Origin of the sequence: Cellulomonas olei (assembly GCF_039548315.1) — a bacterium.
GTDB lineage: Bacteria > Actinomycetota > Actinomycetes > Actinomycetales > Cellulomonadaceae > Cellulomonas.
This window is the reverse complement of sequence record NZ_JBCLVN010000008.1, coordinates 68,602-86,362: the sequence shown is the minus strand read 5'-3', so window position 1 is coordinate 86,362 and position 17,761 is coordinate 68,602. Positions and strand designations below refer to the sequence as shown.

The following is a 17,761-nucleotide window of genomic DNA, read 5'->3' as shown; positions in this document are numbered from 1 at the left end:
CCGTCAGGACGCCAGGCGCGCGTCGAGGAACGTCGGCGTCGCCACGGTGTCGAGCGTCCGCACCCCCGTGACGCCGCGGGTGAGGAAGTGGTTCTGCTGGTCGTACAGCGGCAGGATGTAGTACCCCTCGAGCACGCGCTGCTGCGCCTGCTGGTAGAGGTCGGCGCGCTGGTCCGCGTCGGCCGTCGCGGACGCCTCGTCGAGCAGCGCGTCGAGCTCCGGGTCGGTGACGCCCGCGTGGTTGGCGAAGTAGCCGCTGGGCGCGGGGACGGTGCCGTCGGAGTGGTAGAGGATCCGCAGCACGTCCGGCCCGACCTTCGTGTACGGCGCGGACACGGCCTCGTACTCGTGGGCGCCCAGCGCGCCGTACCAGGCGGACAGGTCGAGCGGCGTGAGCACCACGTCGAACCCGACCGTCTTGGCGTTGGCCTGGATCTGCTCGAACAGCGACTGCTCGGCGGCCACCGACTGGTTGGTGCTCACCGGGAACCGCACGGTCAGGCGCTCCCCGTCCCGGGTGCGGTACCCGTCGGCGTCCCGCTCCGTCCAGCCGGCCTCGTCCAGCAGCTCGGCGGCGCGGTCGGTGTCGGTGCCGAACAGGTCCGGGTCGGAGTACGCGACCGGCTCCACGCTCGACAGCGGGGAGTACGAGCGGGTGGCGGTGCCGGCGAACAGCGTCTCGATGCCCGGGTCGACGTCGGCCGCCCGGACGAACGCCTCGCGCACCCGGACGTCGTCGAACGGCGGCTGGGCGCTGTTCAGCTCGATGCGGTTCACCGAGCCGGGCCGGGGGGCGTCGAGGTGCGCGACGTCGCCGCCGGCGTCGGCCTGCGCGATGGTGTCGGGCTGCGGGTTGTCGATCACCTGGACCTCGCCGGAGCGCAGCGCGGCGTAGCGGGTGGCGGCGTCGGGGATGAACCGCCAGACGATGCGCTCCAGGTACGCGGCGCCCTCGTGCTCGGCCTGCGGGTCGTGCGGCACGTAGTCCTCGTTGCGGACGAGCTCGACCTGCTGCTGCGGCGTCCACGACTCGACGACGAACGGGCCGGTGCCGACCGGCGCGGCGCAGTTGGCGTCGGTCCCGCGGGCGATCCCGGCGGGCGACTGCATCGCGGTCCACTGCTGGCTGAGCGACTCGAGCAGCGCCGAGTCCGGGGCGGACAGGTGGAACCGGGCGTGGGTGGCGTCGACGACCTCGACGGACTCGACCTTCTGCACGGCGAGGTACCCGGTGGAGGACCCCGTGTCGGGGTCCTGCAGGTGCTCGATGTTCGCCTTGACCGCCTCGGCGTCGAACGGGGTTCCGTCGGTGAAGGTGACGTCGTCCGCGAGGGTGAAGTCCCAGGTCAGGCCGTCGTCGGACGTCGTCCACTGCGTGGCGAGCCACGGCAGGATCGTGCCGTCCGCGTCCCGGCCGACGAGCGGCTCGAGGTACTGCGTGCTGATCAGCGCCTGCGGGTAGTTGCCGCCGACGTGGGGGTCGAGGCAGGTCGGCTCGGCGTCGCCCGTCGCGTAGACCAGCGTGCCGCCCGTGCGCGGGGTGGCGTCGTCCTGCGCGTCCCCGCCGCCGCCCGAGCAGGCGGCCAGCGCGAGGGCGAGCACCACCGCGGGCGCGGCGGCGCGCGCGGTGCGGCGCAGGCGACGGGGTCGGGAAGCGGCGTCGGGCACGGGTCCACCTTCGCTCGGCAGGTTGTTGAACGGAGTCCAACAATAGGTCGCGGCGACGGGTGCGGCGCCCCCCGGCCGGCGTGACGCTCGTCCTACGATGGCGGCCGTGCCCCCGTCCCCGCCGCCCGGCAGCCCGGCCCCGCCCGAGCCGTCGCCGCCGCGGCGCTCGGGCCGCCCGCCCGCCGCGTCGCGGGCGATGCTCGAGGAGGCCGCCGGCGAGCTGTTCCTCGAGCGCGGGTACGCCGCCACCTCCGTCGCCGACATCACCCGCCGCGCCGGCGTCTCGCGGAGCACGTTCTTCAACTACTTCCCCGGCAAGGCCGACCTGCTGTGGGCCGCGTTCGACGAGCGGGCCGACCGGCTCCGCACCACCCTGGCGGGCGCCGACCCCGCCGCGCCGCCCGGCACGGTGCTCGCGGCCGCCCTGCACGAGCTGGCGGCGGACCTGCCGGCCGAGCACGTGGCCCTCGCCTTCACGCAGGCGGACGCCATGGGCCTCGGTGAGGACCTCCGACTGGCCGCCGCCCGGCGGACCGCCGACCTGGGGGCGACGCTCGCCGCCTACGCCGCCGCGCGCGGCGTCGACCCGCTGCGCGCCCGGGTGGCGGGCACCGCGTGGGCGGGGGCCCTGGCCGCGGCGGTCGAGGCGTGGGCGCACGCGGGGGCCGACCGCACGCGCCTGCCGGACCTGCTGGACCGGGCGCTGGCGCCGGTGCGCACGGCCCTGCCCTGACCCGCGGAACCCGCCCTGGGGACCACGGTCGACGACCCCGGATCGCCGCCTACGGTGCCGTCCGTGCGCACCGGACCCCGAGCGCGAGCTCGCCGACGCCCTCGCCGCGGCCCGCCGCGACGAGGGGACGTCGTGGGCCCGGATCGGCGCGCTGGTCGGCACGTCCGGCGAGGCCGCGCGGCAGCGGTACGGCCGGCACGCGGCCCGCTGACGACGCCACCCGGAGCGCTCGCCCTGCGCCCCCGCCGCCGACCTTCCTAGGATCGGGACATGAGCGACTCCGGACTCCGGCAGGCCCAGGACACGATGACCGCGGCGGGCGTCGACCCCACCGCCATCGAGGTGTTCACCCACTACTACCGCGAGCTCGAGGCGGGGGCCACGGGCCTCATCCCCGAGGACACCATCGAGCCGCTGCTGGACCCGCCGGCGCTCGCCGACGTCATGGTCGACCCGGAGGCCGCGCGGGAGGCGCTCGCCCGCACCGCGGTCATCAAGCTCAACGGCGGCCTCGGCACCTCGATGGGCATGGACAAGGCCAAGTCGCTGCTGCCGGTGCGCGACGGGAAGTCGTTCCTCGACCTCATCGTCGAGCAGGTGCGCCGCGCCCGGGCCGCCCACGACGTCCGGCTGCCGCTGGTCCTCATGAACTCGTTCCGCACCCGCGACGACTCGCTGGCCGCCCTGGCCCGGCACGACGACGTCGCCGTGGACGGGCTGCCGCTGGACTTCCTCCAGAACCAGGAGCCGAAGCTCCGCACGGACGACCTGACGCCCGTGCGCTGGCCGGCCGACCCGACGCTCGAGTGGTGCCCGCCCGGCCACGGCGACCTGTACACGGCGCTGCTCGCGTCCGGCGTGCTGCGGACGCTGCTCGACGCCGGGTTCCGGTACGCGTCCGTCTCCAACTCCGACAACCTCGGCGCCGCCCCCGACCCGGTGATCGCCGGCTGGTTCGCGGCGTCCGGCGCCCCCTACGCCGCCGAGGTCTGCCGGCGCACCGCCGCGGACCGCAAGGGCGGCCACCTGGCGGTCCGGAAGTCCGACGGCCGGCTGATCCTGCGCGACACCGCGCAGACGCCGCCCGACGAGATGGACTACTTCACCGACGAGCACCGCCACCCGTACTTCCACACGAACAACCTGTGGTTCGACCTGGAGCAGCTCGCAGCGGCGCTGGAGTCCCGCGGCCCGGTGCTGGGCCTGCCACTGATCCGCAACGTCAAGACGGTCGACCCGACCGACCCGGACTCCCCCGAGGTGTTCCAGATCGAGACCGCCATGGGCGCCGCGATCGAGGTGTTCGAGGGCGCGACCGCGATCGCGGTCGGCCGCGAGCGGTTCCTGCCGGTGAAGACCACGAACGACCTGCTGCTGCTCCGGTCGGACGCCTACGAGCTGGCCGACGACGCCACGCTGCGGCTCGCCGTGGACCGGGCGCCGCTCGTCGACCTCGACCCGGGCGTCTACAAGACGGTCGGCCGGTTCGAGGAGCGGTTCGCCCACGGCGCGCCGTCCCTGCGCGGCGCACGCTCGCTCACCGTGCGCGGCGACTGGACGTTCGGCGCGGACGTCGTCGCGACCGGCGAGGCGGAGGTCGCGCCGGACGGCGCGCCCGGCGAGATCCCGGACGGCACCGTCCTCGGGTCGCCTGCCGCGGAGCGCTGAGGGCTCACAGCAGCACCTCGGCCAGGCGGGACCGGCTGCGCAGCCCCAGCTTGCCGAGCACCCGGTGGACGTGGTTCTCCACGGTGCGGGTGCTCAGGTGCAGCCGCACCGCGATCTCCCGGTTGGTCATGCCCTGCGCCGCGAGCACCGCGATCTCGTGCTCCCGGTCCGACAGCAGGTCCGCGGACCGGTGCACCGGCGGCGCGCTGCGGATCGCCTCGGCGATCTGCTCGCCGAGCAGGTCGTCGACCTCCGGGTCGGTGAGCGGCGGCAGCCCCCTGGACTCCCGCAGCCGGTTCACCGCCTCGAGCACCCGGGGCGCCAGGCCCGGGACCATCTCCAGCCGCGCCGCGCGCGCCGCGCGGTCCAGCTCCGCGAGGTCGTCGCCCAGCAGGGCCGCGTGCAGGTCGACCAGCGGCGCGAACAGCGGCAGCGGCACGCGCTCCGACAGCTCGCGCATCTGCCGCACCTGCTCCGGCGTCGAGGGCTCGACACGCAGCGCCCAGTACTCCAGGGCGAGCATCGGCCGCCCCGCCAGCCGGCACCGGTCGCCGAACCGCCACATCAGCGCGTCGGCCTCCGCGGTCCGTCCCTCGTCGAGCAGCAGGTACGCCTCCGCCACGCCCTGCACGGAGTCGACCACCGGCTCGTGCAGGGGCGGCGCGTGCCGCAGCTCGGTCGCGAGCATCCGCGCGACGTCGCTGTTCCGCATGAGCGCGGCCAGCATGGCCGACAGCGTGAGGCTGCGCCGGTAGAACGCGCCGCCGAGCGGCCCCGGGGGGCCGAGCCGCAGCGCCGTGCTCAGCACGCGCCAGGCGGCGGTCCACTGCCCCCGCACGGTCAGGGCGTGCGCGAGCGAGAGGCTGTGGATGCGGATCCCGGCGGCGTCCAGGCGGTCGTAGGCCGCCTCCAGCAGGGCACGGGACCGTGCCTCCGCCTCCACCACCCGGTCGAGCAGGAGCAGCGCCATGCTCCGCAGGCCCGCCACGGCGTGGTCCACCTCCCCGGGCATCCACGGCGCCGCCCGCACACCGGTGGTCAGCCGCAGCACCGCCCCGGGCCGGCCCGCCTCGAGCAGCACCGACGCCGCCGAGAGGACGGCCAGCGACCGTCCCGGCTCCGGGGCGTCCGGCCCGGGCAGCGCGAGACGGCTCAGCAGCGCCTCGTCGTCTCCACCGCCCGCGACCGCCGCGGCGACCAGCGACCGCAGCCCCGGCGCCGCCGCGCCGCCCGCGCCCCGCGGCTGCACAGCGACACCCGGGTCGACCGCCGGGTCGACGTCCTCGCTGCGCTGCCACACCCGCCACCGACGGCAGAGATCGTCGAAGGTCGCCGCCCTCTGCGGGTCCTCCCCCGGGTCGCGCACCGTCCCGTCGACGACGTCGCGCACCCGGTCGGTCGCGGGACGCCGCAGCAGCGCCATCAGGTACGGGAGCGCCGTCGCCACCTCGGGCCGCTCCTCCCACGCGCCGCGGGCGGCGGCCTCGGTGACGACCGACCGCTCGTGCACCAGGCCCGTCAGCTCCGCCGCCCAGCGCCAGTACGACTCCGCCGGGTCGCCGGCGGCGGACACGATCATGTCCGTGAGGCCGGTGCGGACGGACGGCAGCGGCAGCTCGTGGCCGGCCTCGGGGACGAGCAGCCGCGCGACGTCCAGGCGGCGCGGCCCGCTCAGCCGGTCCCGGACGGCGCGCGCCAGCGCCGGCGGCGACACCGCCAGCAGCCCGCTGTCCCCGCCGTAGGACACCACCCGGCCGCGCGCGACGAGCACCGACAGGTCGGCGTCGGGCACGAGCCGGTGCACGACCTCCGAGGGTGCCGGGCCGAGCACCGCCAGCACGTCGAGGGCGTCCTGCGCGCCCGGTGGCAGCCCCGCGGTCATGAGGTGGGCGACGGCGTCGAGCGGCACGTCGTCGAGGTCGCCCACCGCGGTCCAGACGTCGTCGCGCCGGCCCACGGTCCCCGCGAACTGCGCCGCGTCCACCATGGCGGCGGCGACGGCCGGGTTCCCCGCCGACCACGCGGTCACGGAGGAGGTCAGCGCCGCGTCGACCGGGCCGTCCAGCCGGTCGGCGACCATCCGCGCCATCGCCTGGAAGCCCAGCGGGGGCACCCGGACCTCCGCGGGCGCCCGCGCCGCGACCAGCCTCGACAGCGACGGCCGGCCGAGGCGGGTGAGGTCGCGCGTGGCGGTCGCCACGAACCGCGCGCGGCTGCGACGGAGCACCCGTCCCAGCACCTCCAGCGTGGCGTCGTCCAGCTCGTCGACGTCGTCGACGAGGAGCACGCCGCGGGCACCGAGGTCCGCGACCAGCTCGGCCGCCACGTCGTCGTCCGACCGCCCCGCCGGCGTGAGCGGCCGGGCGCCCGCGGACGGCACGCGACCGGCGAGGTCGTGCCAGTCGGCCACGACGACACCCAGGTGCTGACGCTCCCCCTGCCGGGCGACCACGCCGAGCACCGTCGACCGGCCGGAGCCGGTGTCCCCGCGGACCACCACGTCACGGCCGAGCGCCAGCCAGCGCAGCGCAGCAGCGGCGACCGAGTTCAGCGCGTCCAGCACCATGCCTCCTGGTCTCCCGCGTCACCCGGCCGGGCGCCGCGTCCGAGCACCGCCACCGTCAGGCGGCCAGCTCCGGGTCGGTCGTGAGCTCGACGGTCGCCCACACGTCCAGCGGGACCCCGACCAGGCCGTCGAGGACCGCGCGCCGCACCCCGTCCTCCTGGTCCACGTCCCACCGCCCCGGCTCGACCACGAAGTCGACCTCGAGGTAGAGCCGGCCGCCGAGCTTCGTGGCGCGCACGAGCGGCTCCGGCAGCCCGAACCTCTCCCGGGCCGCCGCGACCGCACGGCCCACCTCCCGCGCGACGTCCGCGGGCGGCTCCCCCTCCAGCAGCTCGTGCATCCCGTCGCGGATCAGGCGCAGCGGCAGCGTCCCGACCAGGGCGACGGCCAGCAGCAGGAGCGCGGGGTCGACGTACGGCACCACCGTGTCGCGCCCCGTCCGATCGAGCACGACGGCGGCCACGCCCCCGAGGGCCACGACCAGGCTCAGCCACGCGCCCGCACGCCAGGACACGACCTCGGCGTGGGCGAGCTCCGAGTCCGGCGCCGCGCGCCGCAGCCGGAACGCGACGCCCGCGCTCACGACGGCGGACAGCGCGCCGTACGCGACGAGCGACCCCGGGTCGCTGTCGGAGCCCCCCGCCAGCAGCGTGCCCACCGCGTCGGCGACGCCGTACACCAGGGTGGCGAGCAGGGCCGCCCCCTGCATCGCCACGGCGAGCGGCGTGGCGCCGTGGCGTCCGAACGGGTAGCGCCCGCCGGGTTCCGACGCCGCGGCGCGTGACGCCAGCGCGGACACCCCGACGAGCGCGGTCCCCGCGGCGGTGTAGATGCCGTCGAACAGGATCACGCCGGACCCCGCGACGACGCCCCACACGGCGGCCCCGGTGCCGAGCACCGCCGCCGCGACCGCCGACACGGTCAGCGCCGACCGCTCGCGCCGGAGCCGCGGGGCGGCCGGGTCGGGGCTCTCCGGTCCGTCCACGGCGCCTCCCGGTGCCGGTCGCGCGGCGCGCGGCTCAGGTTCGCAGTGTCGCCCCTCCGGCGCCCCGGCGTCGAGGTCGCGCGGTGCCGGGCGGTCAGCCACGCGCCCCGGCGGCGGCGCGGTGCCGTCCCCGGTCGCGGGGGGCGGAGCCGCCACCGGCCCGCTGACCGGGTGCCCCGTCCGCCGGGGGCACCGCGAACGTGAGGACGACGGCTGCCACGAGCACGCCCCCCATCACGACGACGCCGCGGCCCGACTGGAGCGTGCGGACGACGTAGCCGCCGCCGGGCAGGGTGGCGACGTGTCGCCGCACCTCGCCGACCACGTAGGGCATCGGGTCGTCCGTCTCGTTGGCGTCCCCGCGGAGCACCAGCTCCCGCACCCCGGGGTCCGCGCCGTCGGGGGTGCGGACCTCCACCACGCGGTGGGTGACGAGGTCCGTGGTGCCCTCGCGGCGCGGCACGGTGACCACGTCCCCCACCTCCACCTGGTCCGCGGGCACCGTCCGGCCGGCGATGAGCGAGCCGACGGGGATGCCCGGCTCCATGGACCCCGACACCACGACCAGCGGACGGACGTCCAGCACGAGCCCCGCCACGACCGCGCCGATGCTGGCGGCGCCGAGCACGGCCGTCGTGGTCAGCAGGACGCTCCGGACGAGCCGCAGCACCCGCCAGGCGATCCGGTAGCCGGTGGCGGTCACCGCGAGCTGCCCGTGAACACGAGGGCCAGGGCCGACCGGCCGCCGTTGAACGCCTCGGTCGCCGGCGTGTCCGGGTAGGCGACGGTCACCCGCAGCACCCGGTGGTCCCCCGGGGCCGCGGGGTCGGCGGTCCAGGGCGCGCCGTCGGCGACGGCCGGCAGCGTGCGCCCCGCGAGGTGCAGCCCGCCGACGGCCGCGCCCACCTGCGCGGTGGTGACGGTGCTGGTGAGCGGGGTGGCGGGCGTGCCCGCCAGCACGGCGCCGGTCTGCGCGTCGGCCACCGACCACCGGTAGAGCGCCACGGGGTCGGAACCCGGGCCGCTCGGCGCGGTCTCGGCGTACCGGTCGGCGACCGCGAGCACGACGTCGGCGTCGTACGGGCCGTTGTTGGCGACGGGCACGTCGAACGTCACCGTGTGCCCGGGCAGGAGCGACCCGGCACCCTCGACCTGCCACGCGACACCGTCGCCCTCCGCCTGCCGCAGCACGCCGTCCTGCACCAGGCCGATGTCGAACCGCTCGCCGCTGCCCACGGTCGCGTCGAGCCCGGCGACGTCCCGCAGCGCGGCGCCCGTCGGGGCGACGGTCGCACCGACGGCCCCGAGGCCGCCGACGGCCAGGGCGAGCGCGGCGACGAGGACGGTCGCGGCGCGCGGGCGGCGCGGGGCCGGACGGGCGCGCCGTCCCGCACGGGCCCGGGTCACGGTGCCACCGCCAGCATCGACAGGTCGTGGCTGACCACCCGGTTCTGGGTGATGGCGACGTTGGTGGGCAGGCCGATCGCCCCGCGAGGGTTGTAGCCCCGGCCGGAGAACACACCGTCGCGGGTCTGCCAGATGATGAAGCCCTGCCCGACGCCGAACTGGCTCACCGAGGTGGCCAGGCGCGTCGGCGTGGTCGGGCAGCGGGCGTAGTCGTCGCCGGCGCCGTAGCACCAGAGCTCGCCGTTCGACTTGAGGAACGCGGCGCCCGTGAAGCCGAACGCCATCGCGACCACGCCGGTGCCGAGCCCGGTGACGAGGCCCGGTGTCCGCCACGAGTTGCCCGGCGCGGACCGACCGGTGCGGTCGGCGGAGAACGTCGACCACGACAGCACGGACCCGTCGGACAGCAGCGCGCCACCCATCTGGATCCCGCCGGAGACGCTCACGACGTGCGGACGGGAGGCACCGACCGTCCGCAGCAGCCACGGCTCCAGGGCGGTGACGGGGCGCGCGGAGAGCGACGAGCCGGTCGGCACCTGGTCCGGGGTCACGGACGGGTTGCCGTTCACGGTGGTGTTCAGCGGCGTGCGACCGCCGAGGTAGTAGACGTCACCGTTCTCGAGGGTGATCCAGAACGTGTCGTAGCCGCCGAGGACGCTCGTCGGGCACGCGCCGGCGACCCGCGTCGGGTCCGGCAGCCCCTTGACCTTGCTCGCCCCGAGCTGGGCCAGGCCGTTGCCGCCGTAGCCGTACTGGTAGGTCGCGTCGCCCCAGTGGCCGCCCCAGTGCCAGACGGTGCAGTCGTCCCGCAGCGCCGCGCCGGCGTACTCCGTGCTGGCGATCGAGGTGACCCGGTCGAGCAGCGGGGCGGACGTCGTCGTGGCGCGGGCGCCGATGCGGACCTGGCGCGGCGGCGCCGCGGGCGAGCCGAACGCCCCGACCGAGCAGCCGTAGTCGGTGAACGTGGTGGACAGGTCCGTGCCCGCGGCGCGAGAGCAGTCGCCCCAGCCCCACACGGTGCCGTCCGCGCCGAGCGCGTTGAGCGAGTAGATGCCCGTGGCGACCTGGACGACGGTCGGCAGCCCGGCCACCACGGTCGGCCCGATGTTCAGGTCGGCGCTCGAGGTGCCGTTGATGCCGTACATGCCGAGGCCCCACACGACGACCTGGCCGGCGGCCGTCAGGCCCACGCCGGTGTCCACCATGCGCGAGCCGAGCGTCAGCCCCGTCCGCTGCTCGGGCGGCTCCCCGCCCAGCGCGGCCGGGAGCGGCCCGGTGCGGGCGGCGGTCGTGTCGACGTAGGCCGCCGTGGCGGTGCCGGCCAGGGTCGCCGCGAGAGCGGTCGCGACGACGGCGGCCACCGCGGCGAGGACCCGTCGGCGACGGGACGGGGGGCGGGACGTGGTGGTCATCGTGTCTCCTGCGGGGTCCGGCCGGTGCGGGGCTCCTGGGACGTGGTCGTGCGGGACGACCGGGTGGTCGCGGCGCGCCGGCTCGCGAGGGCCGTCCCGCCTGCGCCGAGCAGCGCGGCCGCGGCGAGCGCGAGACCGGCAGGGCCGGCACCCGTCCGGGCCAGCACGCCGCTCGCGGCCGACGGGGACGCGGGTGCCTGCGCCGTGACGGCCAGCCGGACGGACCCGCGCGCTCCGCGGTACGCCTCCGACGCCTCGGCCGGGAGCTCCACCCGCGCGGTGAACGTGGTGCGGTGCTCCAGGTCGGGCAGGGCGACCTGGCGCCCGAGCAGCGACGGGACGTCCGACGAGGTGAGCAGCACGGTGCCGTCCTCGTCCGTGACCGTGAGGGTCAGCGGGTGGTCACCCCGGAGCAGCGGACCGTCCACACCGCTCACCGCGAGCCAGACGGGCAGCGGGTCGTCCCCCGCCCCGGCGGCTGGCGTCACCGTCGTGGTCCACGTCGCGGCGTGACCCGGCAGCGGGGCGACGACGTCCACGGTCGCGGGCGAGACCACGACGAGCTCCTCGTCCGCGACCGACGCGCGGACCACGGTGCCGCGGACGTCGACCGTGGCACCCGGCGACAGCGGGGCCGCGCCCGCGGACGCGACGCCCGCGGGGACGAGCAGCAGGACGCCTGTCGCCACGGCGGCGGCCGGGACGCGCGCCACCGACCGGGCCACCCGCCTCACGAGCTCACCCCGCTGAAGCGCAGCCCGGCCGCGGTGGTCCGGCCGTCGTACAGGCGCCAGGTGCCCTCGGCGACGACGGCGCGGACCGCGACGGTGCGGGACCCGCCCGCGGGCACGTCGAGCACGAGCGCGGCGGCCGCGACCTGCGCGGCGGTCGCGTCGGTGGCCAGCGTCACGGGACGGCCGGCGTCGGTGACGTCGAGCACCGTGAACCGCAGCGTCGAGAACAGGTCCGGGTACCGGTTCGCGCCGACGACGACGTCCGCGGGGTCCGGGTCGAACAGCGAGAGCCCGACCCGGCCGGCGGCGTCGGGGGCGTGCACCGTCGCCCGCCACTCCACGGGCGTGTGCGTCGTGTAGGCCGCCCCGCCGGTGGTGCGCACGACGAGCGGCTCCGGGTCGCCCTCGACGGGGCCGGCGGGCGACCCGTCGGGCGCGGTGCCGGAGACCTCGAGGGCGAACGTGCCGGAGACCTCCACGACCGCGGTCGTCGTGTCGTGGTAGCCCGCGTGCACGTCGCGGGCGGAGGTCGCGAGGGCGGCGGCGCCGGCCGCGACGCAGACGAGCCCCAGGGCGCCGGCGAGCACCGCGGGGCGGGGCCGGCCGGTCCGGTTCCGGGGACGGGGAGGCTGCACGGTCGTCGTCCTCTCAGACGCTCTCGGAGACCAGGTCGACCTGGATGTCGGTGACGGCGCCCTGCCAGGCGTCGGTGAGCTCCTCGGGCACCGTCACGGTGATGTCGACGAGCCGGACCTCGCCGGGCTGCCACACGCCGCCCCAGCGGGCGGACCGCGACTCGGCGGTGCTCCCGGGGCCCGCGTCCACGAGGACCTCGCCCGTGGCGGCGTCGACGACGAGGAGGTGGAGCTGGTCGAACAGCTCCAGGCGGGAGCCGGTCCGCGGGTCGGTCCGGGCACCCCGGTCGTCCGGGTCGGTCACCGCCAGCCGCACCTCGGACGGCGCGTCGTGGGCGCCGTGCCGAGCCGCCACCCGCAGCTCCAGGACGCCGCCGGGGCCGAGCTCGCGGGCGGCGGGGTCCAGCCCGATGCGGTAGGCCTCCGGGCGGCCCTGCTCCCAGTCCGCGGCCGAGGGCACCCACCCGGGTCGGGTCGAGCCGGCGACCACGAGGTCGTGCCCGGCTCCCGGCCAGAAGCGCACGTCCTGCTCGCCTCCGCCGGTGAGCGCAGCGGCGGTGGTCAGCGCGGCGACGCCGGCCAGGGCGCACCACGACAGCATGATCCGCCGGTGCATCGGCTCTCCTCCAGGGGTGTCGGGGGTGCCGCAGGCCCGCGGGCGGTGACCGCCCGCGGGCCCGCGTCGGTCACTCGGCGGTCGAGACCGCGTCCCAGTGCAGCTGGACGTACGCCACGCCGCCGTTGAGCACGTCGTTGGTCAGGCCGTCCGCGTCGCCGCTGTCGTTGTCGGCGTCGTAGTCCGCCAGGGAGACCTGGACCGTGATCGAGTCCTCCGCGCCGGCGGCGAGCTCGGCGTTCGCGAGGGCGTCGGTCAGGCTGATCTTCTCCGCCGAGGTGCTCGCGTCGAGCTCGTCGAACGTCACGTCGCTGACGAGCGTGGCGCCGGTGCCGTCCAGGATGGTGAAGCGCAGCGCGTCGAGGTACGCCGGGGTCGACGTGCGGCCCGGGACCTCCTTGAGCCACAGGTCGATGTCCGCGCCGAGCGACGTGGAGGCGTTGCGGTACGGGAGGTCGACCTCGATGGTCGTGCCGGGCGTGATCGAGTCGGCGCCCGGGACGGCGATGTCGACGCCCTCGGGCAGGTTCGCCTCCTGCCAGGTGCCGGGGACCGGCATGCCGGCGCCGTCGGTCCCGACGACCTGGATGTTGAAGCGGCCGGAGCCGATGCCGCCGCCGTCGGTGCCGTCGCCGAGGTTCAGGTTCGCGAAGTCGGTGAACGTCGCGGCCGTGACGAGGGCGCCGACGCCGGCCACGGCGCCGATCGACAGGACGAGGCGGGTACGGGCAGAAGCCATCAGGGTGCTCCTTCCAGAGCATCAGCAGGGGTGGTGCGCGGGGCGCGCCGGGGGCGGACCTCGCTGCGGCTGTCACACGATCAGTGACCTCCGACCTGCTCACCGGGCCTGCTGGGTACCTACCCGGGTGGCCGCACCGCGTTGACCTGCGACGACACCCGTCGGCCGCCGTCCGGGACGATCAGGACCGCGTAGCACCTCCGGCGTCTCCGCGTGCGTCCTAGGTGGCCGGTGAGGGGACCGGTGAGTACACGCGGCGGGCACACTGGTCCCGTGCGCGAGCGGCAGCAGGTCACCCACCCGGCGTCCCTGGTGCGACGGCTCGGCCCGGGGGACGCCGTCGTCATCGGGCTCGGGTCGATGGTCGGCGCGGGGGTGTTCGCCGCGTTCGCCCCGGCGGCCGCCGCCGCGGGCACCGGGCTGCTGGTGGGCCTCGGCGTCGCCGCCGTGGTCGCGTACGCCAACGCGACGTCCTCCGCGCAGCTCGCCGCGCAGTACCCGACGTCCGGCGGCACGTACGTGTACGGCCGCGAGCGCCTCGGACCGTGGTGGGGGTTCCTCGCCGGGTGGTCGTTCGTCATCGGGAAGACGGCCTCGTGCGCCGCGATGGCGCTGACGTTCGCCGCGTACGCCGTGCCGGTGGCGTGGCAGCGGCCCGCGGCCGTGCTGGCGGTGCTCGCGCTCACGGCGGTGAACCTGCGGGGCGTGACGCGCACGGCCCGGCTGACGCGCGTGGTGGTGGCCGTCGCGCTGACCGCGCTCGCCGTGGTGGTCGTGGCCGGGCTCGCCGGCGGGGACCCGTCGTGGGACCGGGCGTGGACGGGCGGCCCGGACGTCGGCGCCGGCGGCGTGCTCGGCTCGGCCGGCCTGCTGTTCTTCGCGTTCGCGGGGTACGCCCGCATCGCGACGATGGGCGAGGAGGTCCGGGACCCGGCCCGGACCGTCCCGCGGGCGATCCAGGGGGCGCTCGGCCTCGCGGTGCTGGTGTACGCCGCCGTCGCCGTCGCGCTGCTGACCGTGCTCGGGCCGGAGGCGACGGCGGCGTCGCGCGCACCGCTGGCGGCGCTCGCCGACGCGAGCGGGCTGCCCGGGGCCGGGGCCGTGGTCCGCGTGGGGGCGACCGCGGCCGCGCTGGGGGCCCTGCTCGCGCTGGTCGCCGGGGTCAGCCGGACCGCCCTCGCGATGGCGCGGGAGGGCGACCTGCCGCGGACGCTCGCCGCCGTGCACCCCGGCACGCGCGTCCCGCACCACGCCGAGGTGGTGCTCGGCGTGGTGGTCGCGGTGCTGGTGGCGACCGTCGACCTGCGCGGGGCCATCGGGTTCTCGTCGTTCGGGGTCCTGCTCTACTACCTGGTCGCGAACCTGGCCGCGCTCACGCAGGACCGCCCGCACCGGCGGTTCCCGCGGGCGCTCCAGGTGCTCGGGGCGGCGGGGTGCGTGGCGCTGGCCGTCACGCTGCCGCCCGCGTCGGTGCTCGGGGGGCTCGCGGTGGTCGCCGTCGGCGTGCTGGGGAGGGTCGTCACGCAGCGGCTCCGGCGGCGGCGCGGCGCCTGAGCGCGGGAGCCCGCCTCCGCCGGCGGCGGCCCGGCGCCTGCGCGTCGGTCCCGCGGCGGCTCGGCCCGGCGGGTCAGTCGAGCGGCGCCGGCTGCCGGGGCGCCATGCCCGCCGCGCGGTACGCCGCGTCGACGGTCCGCATCGCCTCGACCGCCCGGGCCGTGCCGGACACCGGGTCGGCGCCGCGCAGCACCGCGTCCGCGAACGTCCGCAGCATGCACACGTACGACGGCGTGGGGTCCGCGGCCTCCTCGACCGTGCCGCCGTCACGCTCCACCACGATCCGGCCGCCGTGCTGCGGGGCGTACGGCGCGTGCACGACGAGCGTGCCGGCGGTGCCCTCGATGCGCGCCCGGACGCTCGGCTCCTGCGCGACCATGCTCGCGCGCACCGTGCCCTCCACGCGGCCGGGGAGGTCGAGCAGCACCTCGATGGACGCGTCGACGCCGTCGACGTCGTCCGCCGTCGCGGACCGCACCTGCGGGGTCCCGAACAGCACGGTGAGCATCCGCAGCGGGTACACGCCCAGGTCCATGAGCGCGCCGCCGCCCATCGACTCCTGCCAGCGGATGTCGGAGCGGTCGGGGATGCTCACGCAGAAGTCGGCCTCCGCCCGGCGCACCTGGCCGATCGCGCCGTCGTCGAGCAGCGCCCGCACCCGGGGCCACAGCGGGTGGTGCTGGGAGTGGAACGCCTCCATGACCACCAGGCCGGTGCCGTCCGCGAGCGCGGCGACGTCCTCCGCCTCGGCCGCGTCCGCCGTGAACGGCTTCTCGCACAGCACGTGCTTGCCCGCCTCGATCGCGCGGCGCACCCACACGCCGTGCAGCGCGGCGGGAGTGGGCACGTAGACCGCGTCGACGTCGGGGTCGGCGAGCAGCTCGTCGTACGAGCCGAGCACGCGCGGGATGCCCTCGCGCCGCGCGGTCGCCTCCGCCCGGTCGCGGTCGCGCGCGGCGATCGCCACCACCTCGACCTCCGGGACGGCGGCGGCAGCGGCCGCTACCGCGTCGTGCAGGATGCGGGCCGCACCGAGGACCCCGAGACGCACCGTCGACATGGCGGCACCCTAGCCCGGCGCGGCTGCCGTCGCCGTCGCCGTCGCCGTCGCCGTAGCGTGGGCGGCATGCCCACGCGCCGCTTCAGCCAGGTCGACGTCTTCACCACCGAGCCGCTGCTCGGGAACCCGGTGGCCGTGGTGCACGACGCCGACGGCCTCACGGACGCGCAGATGGCGGCGTTCGCCCGCTGGACCAACCTGTCGGAGACCACGTTCCTGCTGGCGCCGACGCTGCCGGGCGCGGACTACCGGCTGCGGATCTTCACGCCGGGCGGCGAGCTGCCGTTCGCCGGGCACCCGACGCTCGGGTCGTGCCACGCCTGGCTCGCGGCGGGCGGCAGGCCGGCGGGGGCGGACGTCGTGCAGGAGTGCGGGGTGGGGCGGGTGCTGCTGCGCCGCGGGGAGGACGGCCTGCGGTTCGCGGCGCCGGAGCCGCTCGCGGACACGCCGGTGCCGCCCGACGTGCTGCGGCGCGCCGTCGCCGCGCTGGGCCTGCCGGACGGCGCGGTCGTCGACCACCGGTTCGTGGACAACGGGCCCCGCTGGAACATCCTGCTGCTGGACTCCGCGGAGCGGGTGCTGGCGCTGCGGCCGGACGGGGCGGCGCTGGGCGGGGCGCACGTCGGCGTCGTGGGTCCGTACCCGCCGGGGGCGGAGGCGGCGTTCGAGGTGCGGGCGTTCGTCGGGGACCTCGGCATCGGCGAGGACCCGGTCACCGGCTCGCTCAACGCCGTCGTGGCGCAGTGGCTGACGGGCACGGGCCGGGCCCCCGCCTCGTACGTCGCCGCGCAGGGCACCGTGCTGGGACGCGCCGGCCGGGTGCACGTGGAGCGCGACGCGTCCGGGACGGTCTGGGTGGGCGGCGGCACCGTGACGTGCGTCGAGGGGACCGTGCACCTCTGAGACCCCCACCCGGCGCGGGCCTGCGGACGTCCCACCCCTCGGACCCCTGTCGCACCCAGGTGAGGGCAGGCTAACCTTCCCCTGCCGCCGGACGGGCCGACGGCCGGAACGAAGGTTGCCCGATGGTCGCCAACTACCTGATCGGCCTGCGCGAGGGCCTCGAGGCCGCGCTCGTCGTGAGCATCCTCGTGGCGTACCTGGTGCGCACCGACCGACGGCACCTGCTGCCCGCCCTCTGGACCGGCGTGGGCGTCGCCGTCGCGGTGTCGCTCGGGTTCGGCGCCCTGCTCACGTTCGGGCCGCGCGGCCTGTCATTCGAGGCGCAGGAGGCGATCGGCGGCACCCTCTCGATCGTCGCCGTCGGCCTCATCACCTGGATGATCTTCTGGATGGCGCGCACCGCCCGCCACCTCAAGGCCGACCTGCACCACCGGCTCGACGACGCGGTGGCCGCCGGGCGCGGGGCCGTGGTCGTCGTCGCCCTGCTCGCCGTGGGCCGCGAGGGGCTGGAGACGGCGCTGTTCCTGTGGGCCGGCGCCCAGGCGACCTCCGACGGCACGGCCGCACCGCTGCTGGGCGCCGCGCTCGGCATCCTCACCGCCGTCGCCCTCGCGTGGCTGACGTACCGCGGGGCCGTCCGCCTGGACCTGCGGCGGTTCTTCGCGTGGACCGGGCTGTTCCTGGTGCTGGTCGCCGCCGGCGTGCTCGCATACGGCGTCCACGACCTGCAGGAGGCCGGGATCCTGCCCGGCCTGAACGACCTCGCGTTCGACGTCTCGGCGGCCGTCCCGCCGAGCAGCTGGTACGGGACGCTGCTCAAGGGCGTCCTCAACTTCACGCCCGCCACCACCTGGCTGCAGCTCGTCGCGTGGGTGGCGTACGTCGTCCCCGTGCTGACGGTCTTCGTCCGCACCACCTGGGGCCACCGGCCCGCGCCGCCCACCGTGCCGCGCGCCGCCGAGCCCGCCGCCGCGTCCTGAGGCCGGGCGGCCCGCCGCCCCACGACGCACCCGTCGGCTCCCGGCCGGCCGCTCCGCGCGCCGCCACGAGCCCCTCCCACCGACCCGTCCTGCCACCCACG

At 76.9% G+C, this 17,761-nt stretch carries 16 protein-coding genes; 5 read left to right on the top strand and 11 right to left on the bottom strand.

The genetic code is table 11. From position 1 onward, the window contains the following. Positions 1-3: 3 nt before the first annotated feature. The gene (locus AAHH18_RS04520; RefSeq protein WP_459349081.1) at positions 4-1,668 is read right to left on the bottom strand and encodes an ABC transporter substrate-binding protein; all 1,665 of its coding nucleotides are present in this window, start codon (positions 1,666-1,668) and stop codon (positions 4-6) included. Between the two features lie 106 nt (positions 1,669-1,774). On the opposite strand from AAHH18_RS04520, the gene AAHH18_RS04515 reads away from it, so the two are divergent. Both AAHH18_RS04515 and AAHH18_RS04510 read left to right on the top strand, forming a co-directional pair. Next, positions 1,775-2,401: a TetR family transcriptional regulator gene (locus AAHH18_RS04515; protein WP_283318821.1), complete on the top strand. Its 627-nt coding sequence runs from the start codon at positions 1,775-1,777 to the stop codon at positions 2,399-2,401. 270 nt (positions 2,402-2,671) lie between these two features. After that, on the top strand, positions 2,672-4,069 hold the full coding sequence (locus tag AAHH18_RS04510; protein ID WP_343300733.1) for a UTP--glucose-1-phosphate uridylyltransferase: 1,398 nt from the start codon (positions 2,672-2,674) through the stop codon (positions 4,067-4,069). Between the two features lie 4 nt (positions 4,070-4,073). Here AAHH18_RS04510 and AAHH18_RS04505 read toward each other — a convergent pair whose 3' ends face one another. The 9 genes from AAHH18_RS04505 to AAHH18_RS04465 form a co-directional block, all read right to left on the bottom strand. Next, positions 4,074-6,635 carry a LuxR C-terminal-related transcriptional regulator gene (locus AAHH18_RS04505; RefSeq protein ID WP_343300732.1) on the bottom strand — a complete coding sequence of 854 codons (2,562 nt, stop codon included), beginning with the start codon at positions 6,633-6,635 and terminating at the stop codon, positions 4,074-4,076. 55 nt (positions 6,636-6,690) lie between these two features. After that, positions 6,691-7,620 (bottom strand): cation transporter, encoded by a 930-nt coding sequence (locus tag AAHH18_RS04500; RefSeq protein WP_343300731.1) that lies wholly within the window; start codon positions 7,618-7,620, stop codon positions 6,691-6,693. Positions 7,621-7,714: 94 nt separating this feature from the next. After that, positions 7,715-8,323 carry a signal peptidase I gene (locus tag AAHH18_RS04495; protein WP_343300730.1) on the bottom strand — a complete coding sequence of 203 codons (609 nt, stop codon included), beginning with the start codon at positions 8,321-8,323 and terminating at the stop codon, positions 7,715-7,717. Further along, entirely contained in the window at positions 8,320-9,027 is a 708-nt protein-coding gene (locus AAHH18_RS04490; RefSeq protein ID WP_343300729.1) for a hypothetical protein, read from the bottom strand. The genes AAHH18_RS04495 and AAHH18_RS04490 overlap by 4 nt, the downstream gene beginning before the upstream one ends. After that, positions 9,024-10,439 (bottom strand): RCC1 domain-containing protein, encoded by a 1,416-nt coding sequence (locus AAHH18_RS04485; protein WP_343300728.1) that lies wholly within the window; start codon positions 10,437-10,439, stop codon positions 9,024-9,026. Before AAHH18_RS04485 ends, AAHH18_RS04490 begins: the two co-directional genes overlap by 4 nt. Beyond that, entirely contained in the window at positions 10,436-11,173 is a 738-nt protein-coding gene (locus tag AAHH18_RS04480; RefSeq protein ID WP_343300727.1) for a hypothetical protein, read from the bottom strand. The genes AAHH18_RS04485 and AAHH18_RS04480 overlap by 4 nt, the downstream gene beginning before the upstream one ends. Continuing rightward, entirely contained in the window at positions 11,170-11,808 is a 639-nt protein-coding gene (locus AAHH18_RS04475) for a hypothetical protein (protein WP_343300725.1), read from the bottom strand. Before AAHH18_RS04475 ends, AAHH18_RS04480 begins: the two co-directional genes overlap by 4 nt. Positions 11,809-11,821: 13 nt before the next feature. Then, positions 11,822-12,424: a hypothetical protein gene (locus tag AAHH18_RS04470; RefSeq protein ID WP_343300723.1), complete on the bottom strand. Its 603-nt coding sequence runs from the start codon at positions 12,422-12,424 to the stop codon at positions 11,822-11,824. A 70-nt stretch (positions 12,425-12,494) separates the two neighbouring features. Continuing rightward, on the bottom strand, positions 12,495-13,163 hold the full coding sequence (locus tag AAHH18_RS04465; RefSeq protein ID WP_283318810.1) for a hypothetical protein: 669 nt from the start codon (positions 13,161-13,163) through the stop codon (positions 12,495-12,497). 273 nt (positions 13,164-13,436) lie between these two features. Here AAHH18_RS04465 and AAHH18_RS04460 point away from each other — a divergent pair, with 273 nt between their 5' ends. After that, positions 13,437-14,717, top strand: coding sequence for an APC family permease (locus AAHH18_RS04460; RefSeq protein ID WP_343300721.1), 1,281 nt, complete (start codon positions 13,437-13,439; stop codon positions 14,715-14,717). A gap of 73 nt (positions 14,718-14,790) precedes the next feature. Here the strand turns inward: AAHH18_RS04460 and AAHH18_RS04455 are convergent, their stop codons facing one another. After that, positions 14,791-15,777 carry a Gfo/Idh/MocA family protein gene (locus AAHH18_RS04455; RefSeq protein WP_343300720.1) on the bottom strand — a complete coding sequence of 329 codons (987 nt, stop codon included), beginning with the start codon at positions 15,775-15,777 and terminating at the stop codon, positions 14,791-14,793. 66 nt (positions 15,778-15,843) lie between these two features. Here AAHH18_RS04455 and AAHH18_RS04450 point away from each other — a divergent pair, with 66 nt between their 5' ends. Beyond that, positions 15,844-16,680, top strand: a complete 837-nt coding sequence (locus AAHH18_RS04450; protein ID WP_343300719.1) for a PhzF family phenazine biosynthesis protein — start codon at positions 15,844-15,846, stop codon at positions 16,678-16,680. A 122-nt stretch (positions 16,681-16,802) separates the two neighbouring features. Beyond that, positions 16,803-17,660: an iron uptake transporter permease EfeU gene (gene efeU / locus AAHH18_RS04445; protein ID WP_343300718.1), complete on the top strand. Its 858-nt coding sequence runs from the start codon at positions 16,803-16,805 to the stop codon at positions 17,658-17,660. The last annotated feature ends 101 nt before the right edge of the window (positions 17,661-17,761 follow it).

Bases quoted from the DNA above. Each gene is read 5' to 3' on its own strand.
- AAHH18_RS04510 (WP_343300733.1), top strand. From the start codon at position 2,672: ATGAGCGACTCCGGACTCCGGCAGGCCCAGGACACGATGACCGCGGCG.
- AAHH18_RS04505 (WP_343300732.1), bottom strand. From the start codon at position 6,635: ATGGTGCTGGACGCGCTGAACTCGGTCGCCGCTGCTGCGCTGCGCTGG.
- AAHH18_RS04485 (WP_343300728.1), bottom strand. From the start codon at position 10,439: ATGACCACCACGTCCCGCCCCCCGTCCCGTCGCCGACGGGTCCTCGCC.
- AAHH18_RS04470 (WP_343300723.1), bottom strand. From the start codon at position 12,424: ATGCACCGGCGGATCATGCTGTCGTGGTGCGCCCTGGCCGGCGTCGCC.
- AAHH18_RS04465 (WP_283318810.1), bottom strand. From the start codon at position 13,163: ATGGCTTCTGCCCGTACCCGCCTCGTCCTGTCGATCGGCGCCGTGGCC.
- AAHH18_RS04455 (WP_343300720.1), bottom strand. From the start codon at position 15,777: ATGTCGACGGTGCGTCTCGGGGTCCTCGGTGCGGCCCGCATCCTGCAC.
- AAHH18_RS04450 (WP_343300719.1), top strand. From the start codon at position 15,844: ATGCCCACGCGCCGCTTCAGCCAGGTCGACGTCTTCACCACCGAGCCG.
- efeU (WP_343300718.1), top strand. From the start codon at position 16,803: ATGGTCGCCAACTACCTGATCGGCCTGCGCGAGGGCCTCGAGGCCGCG.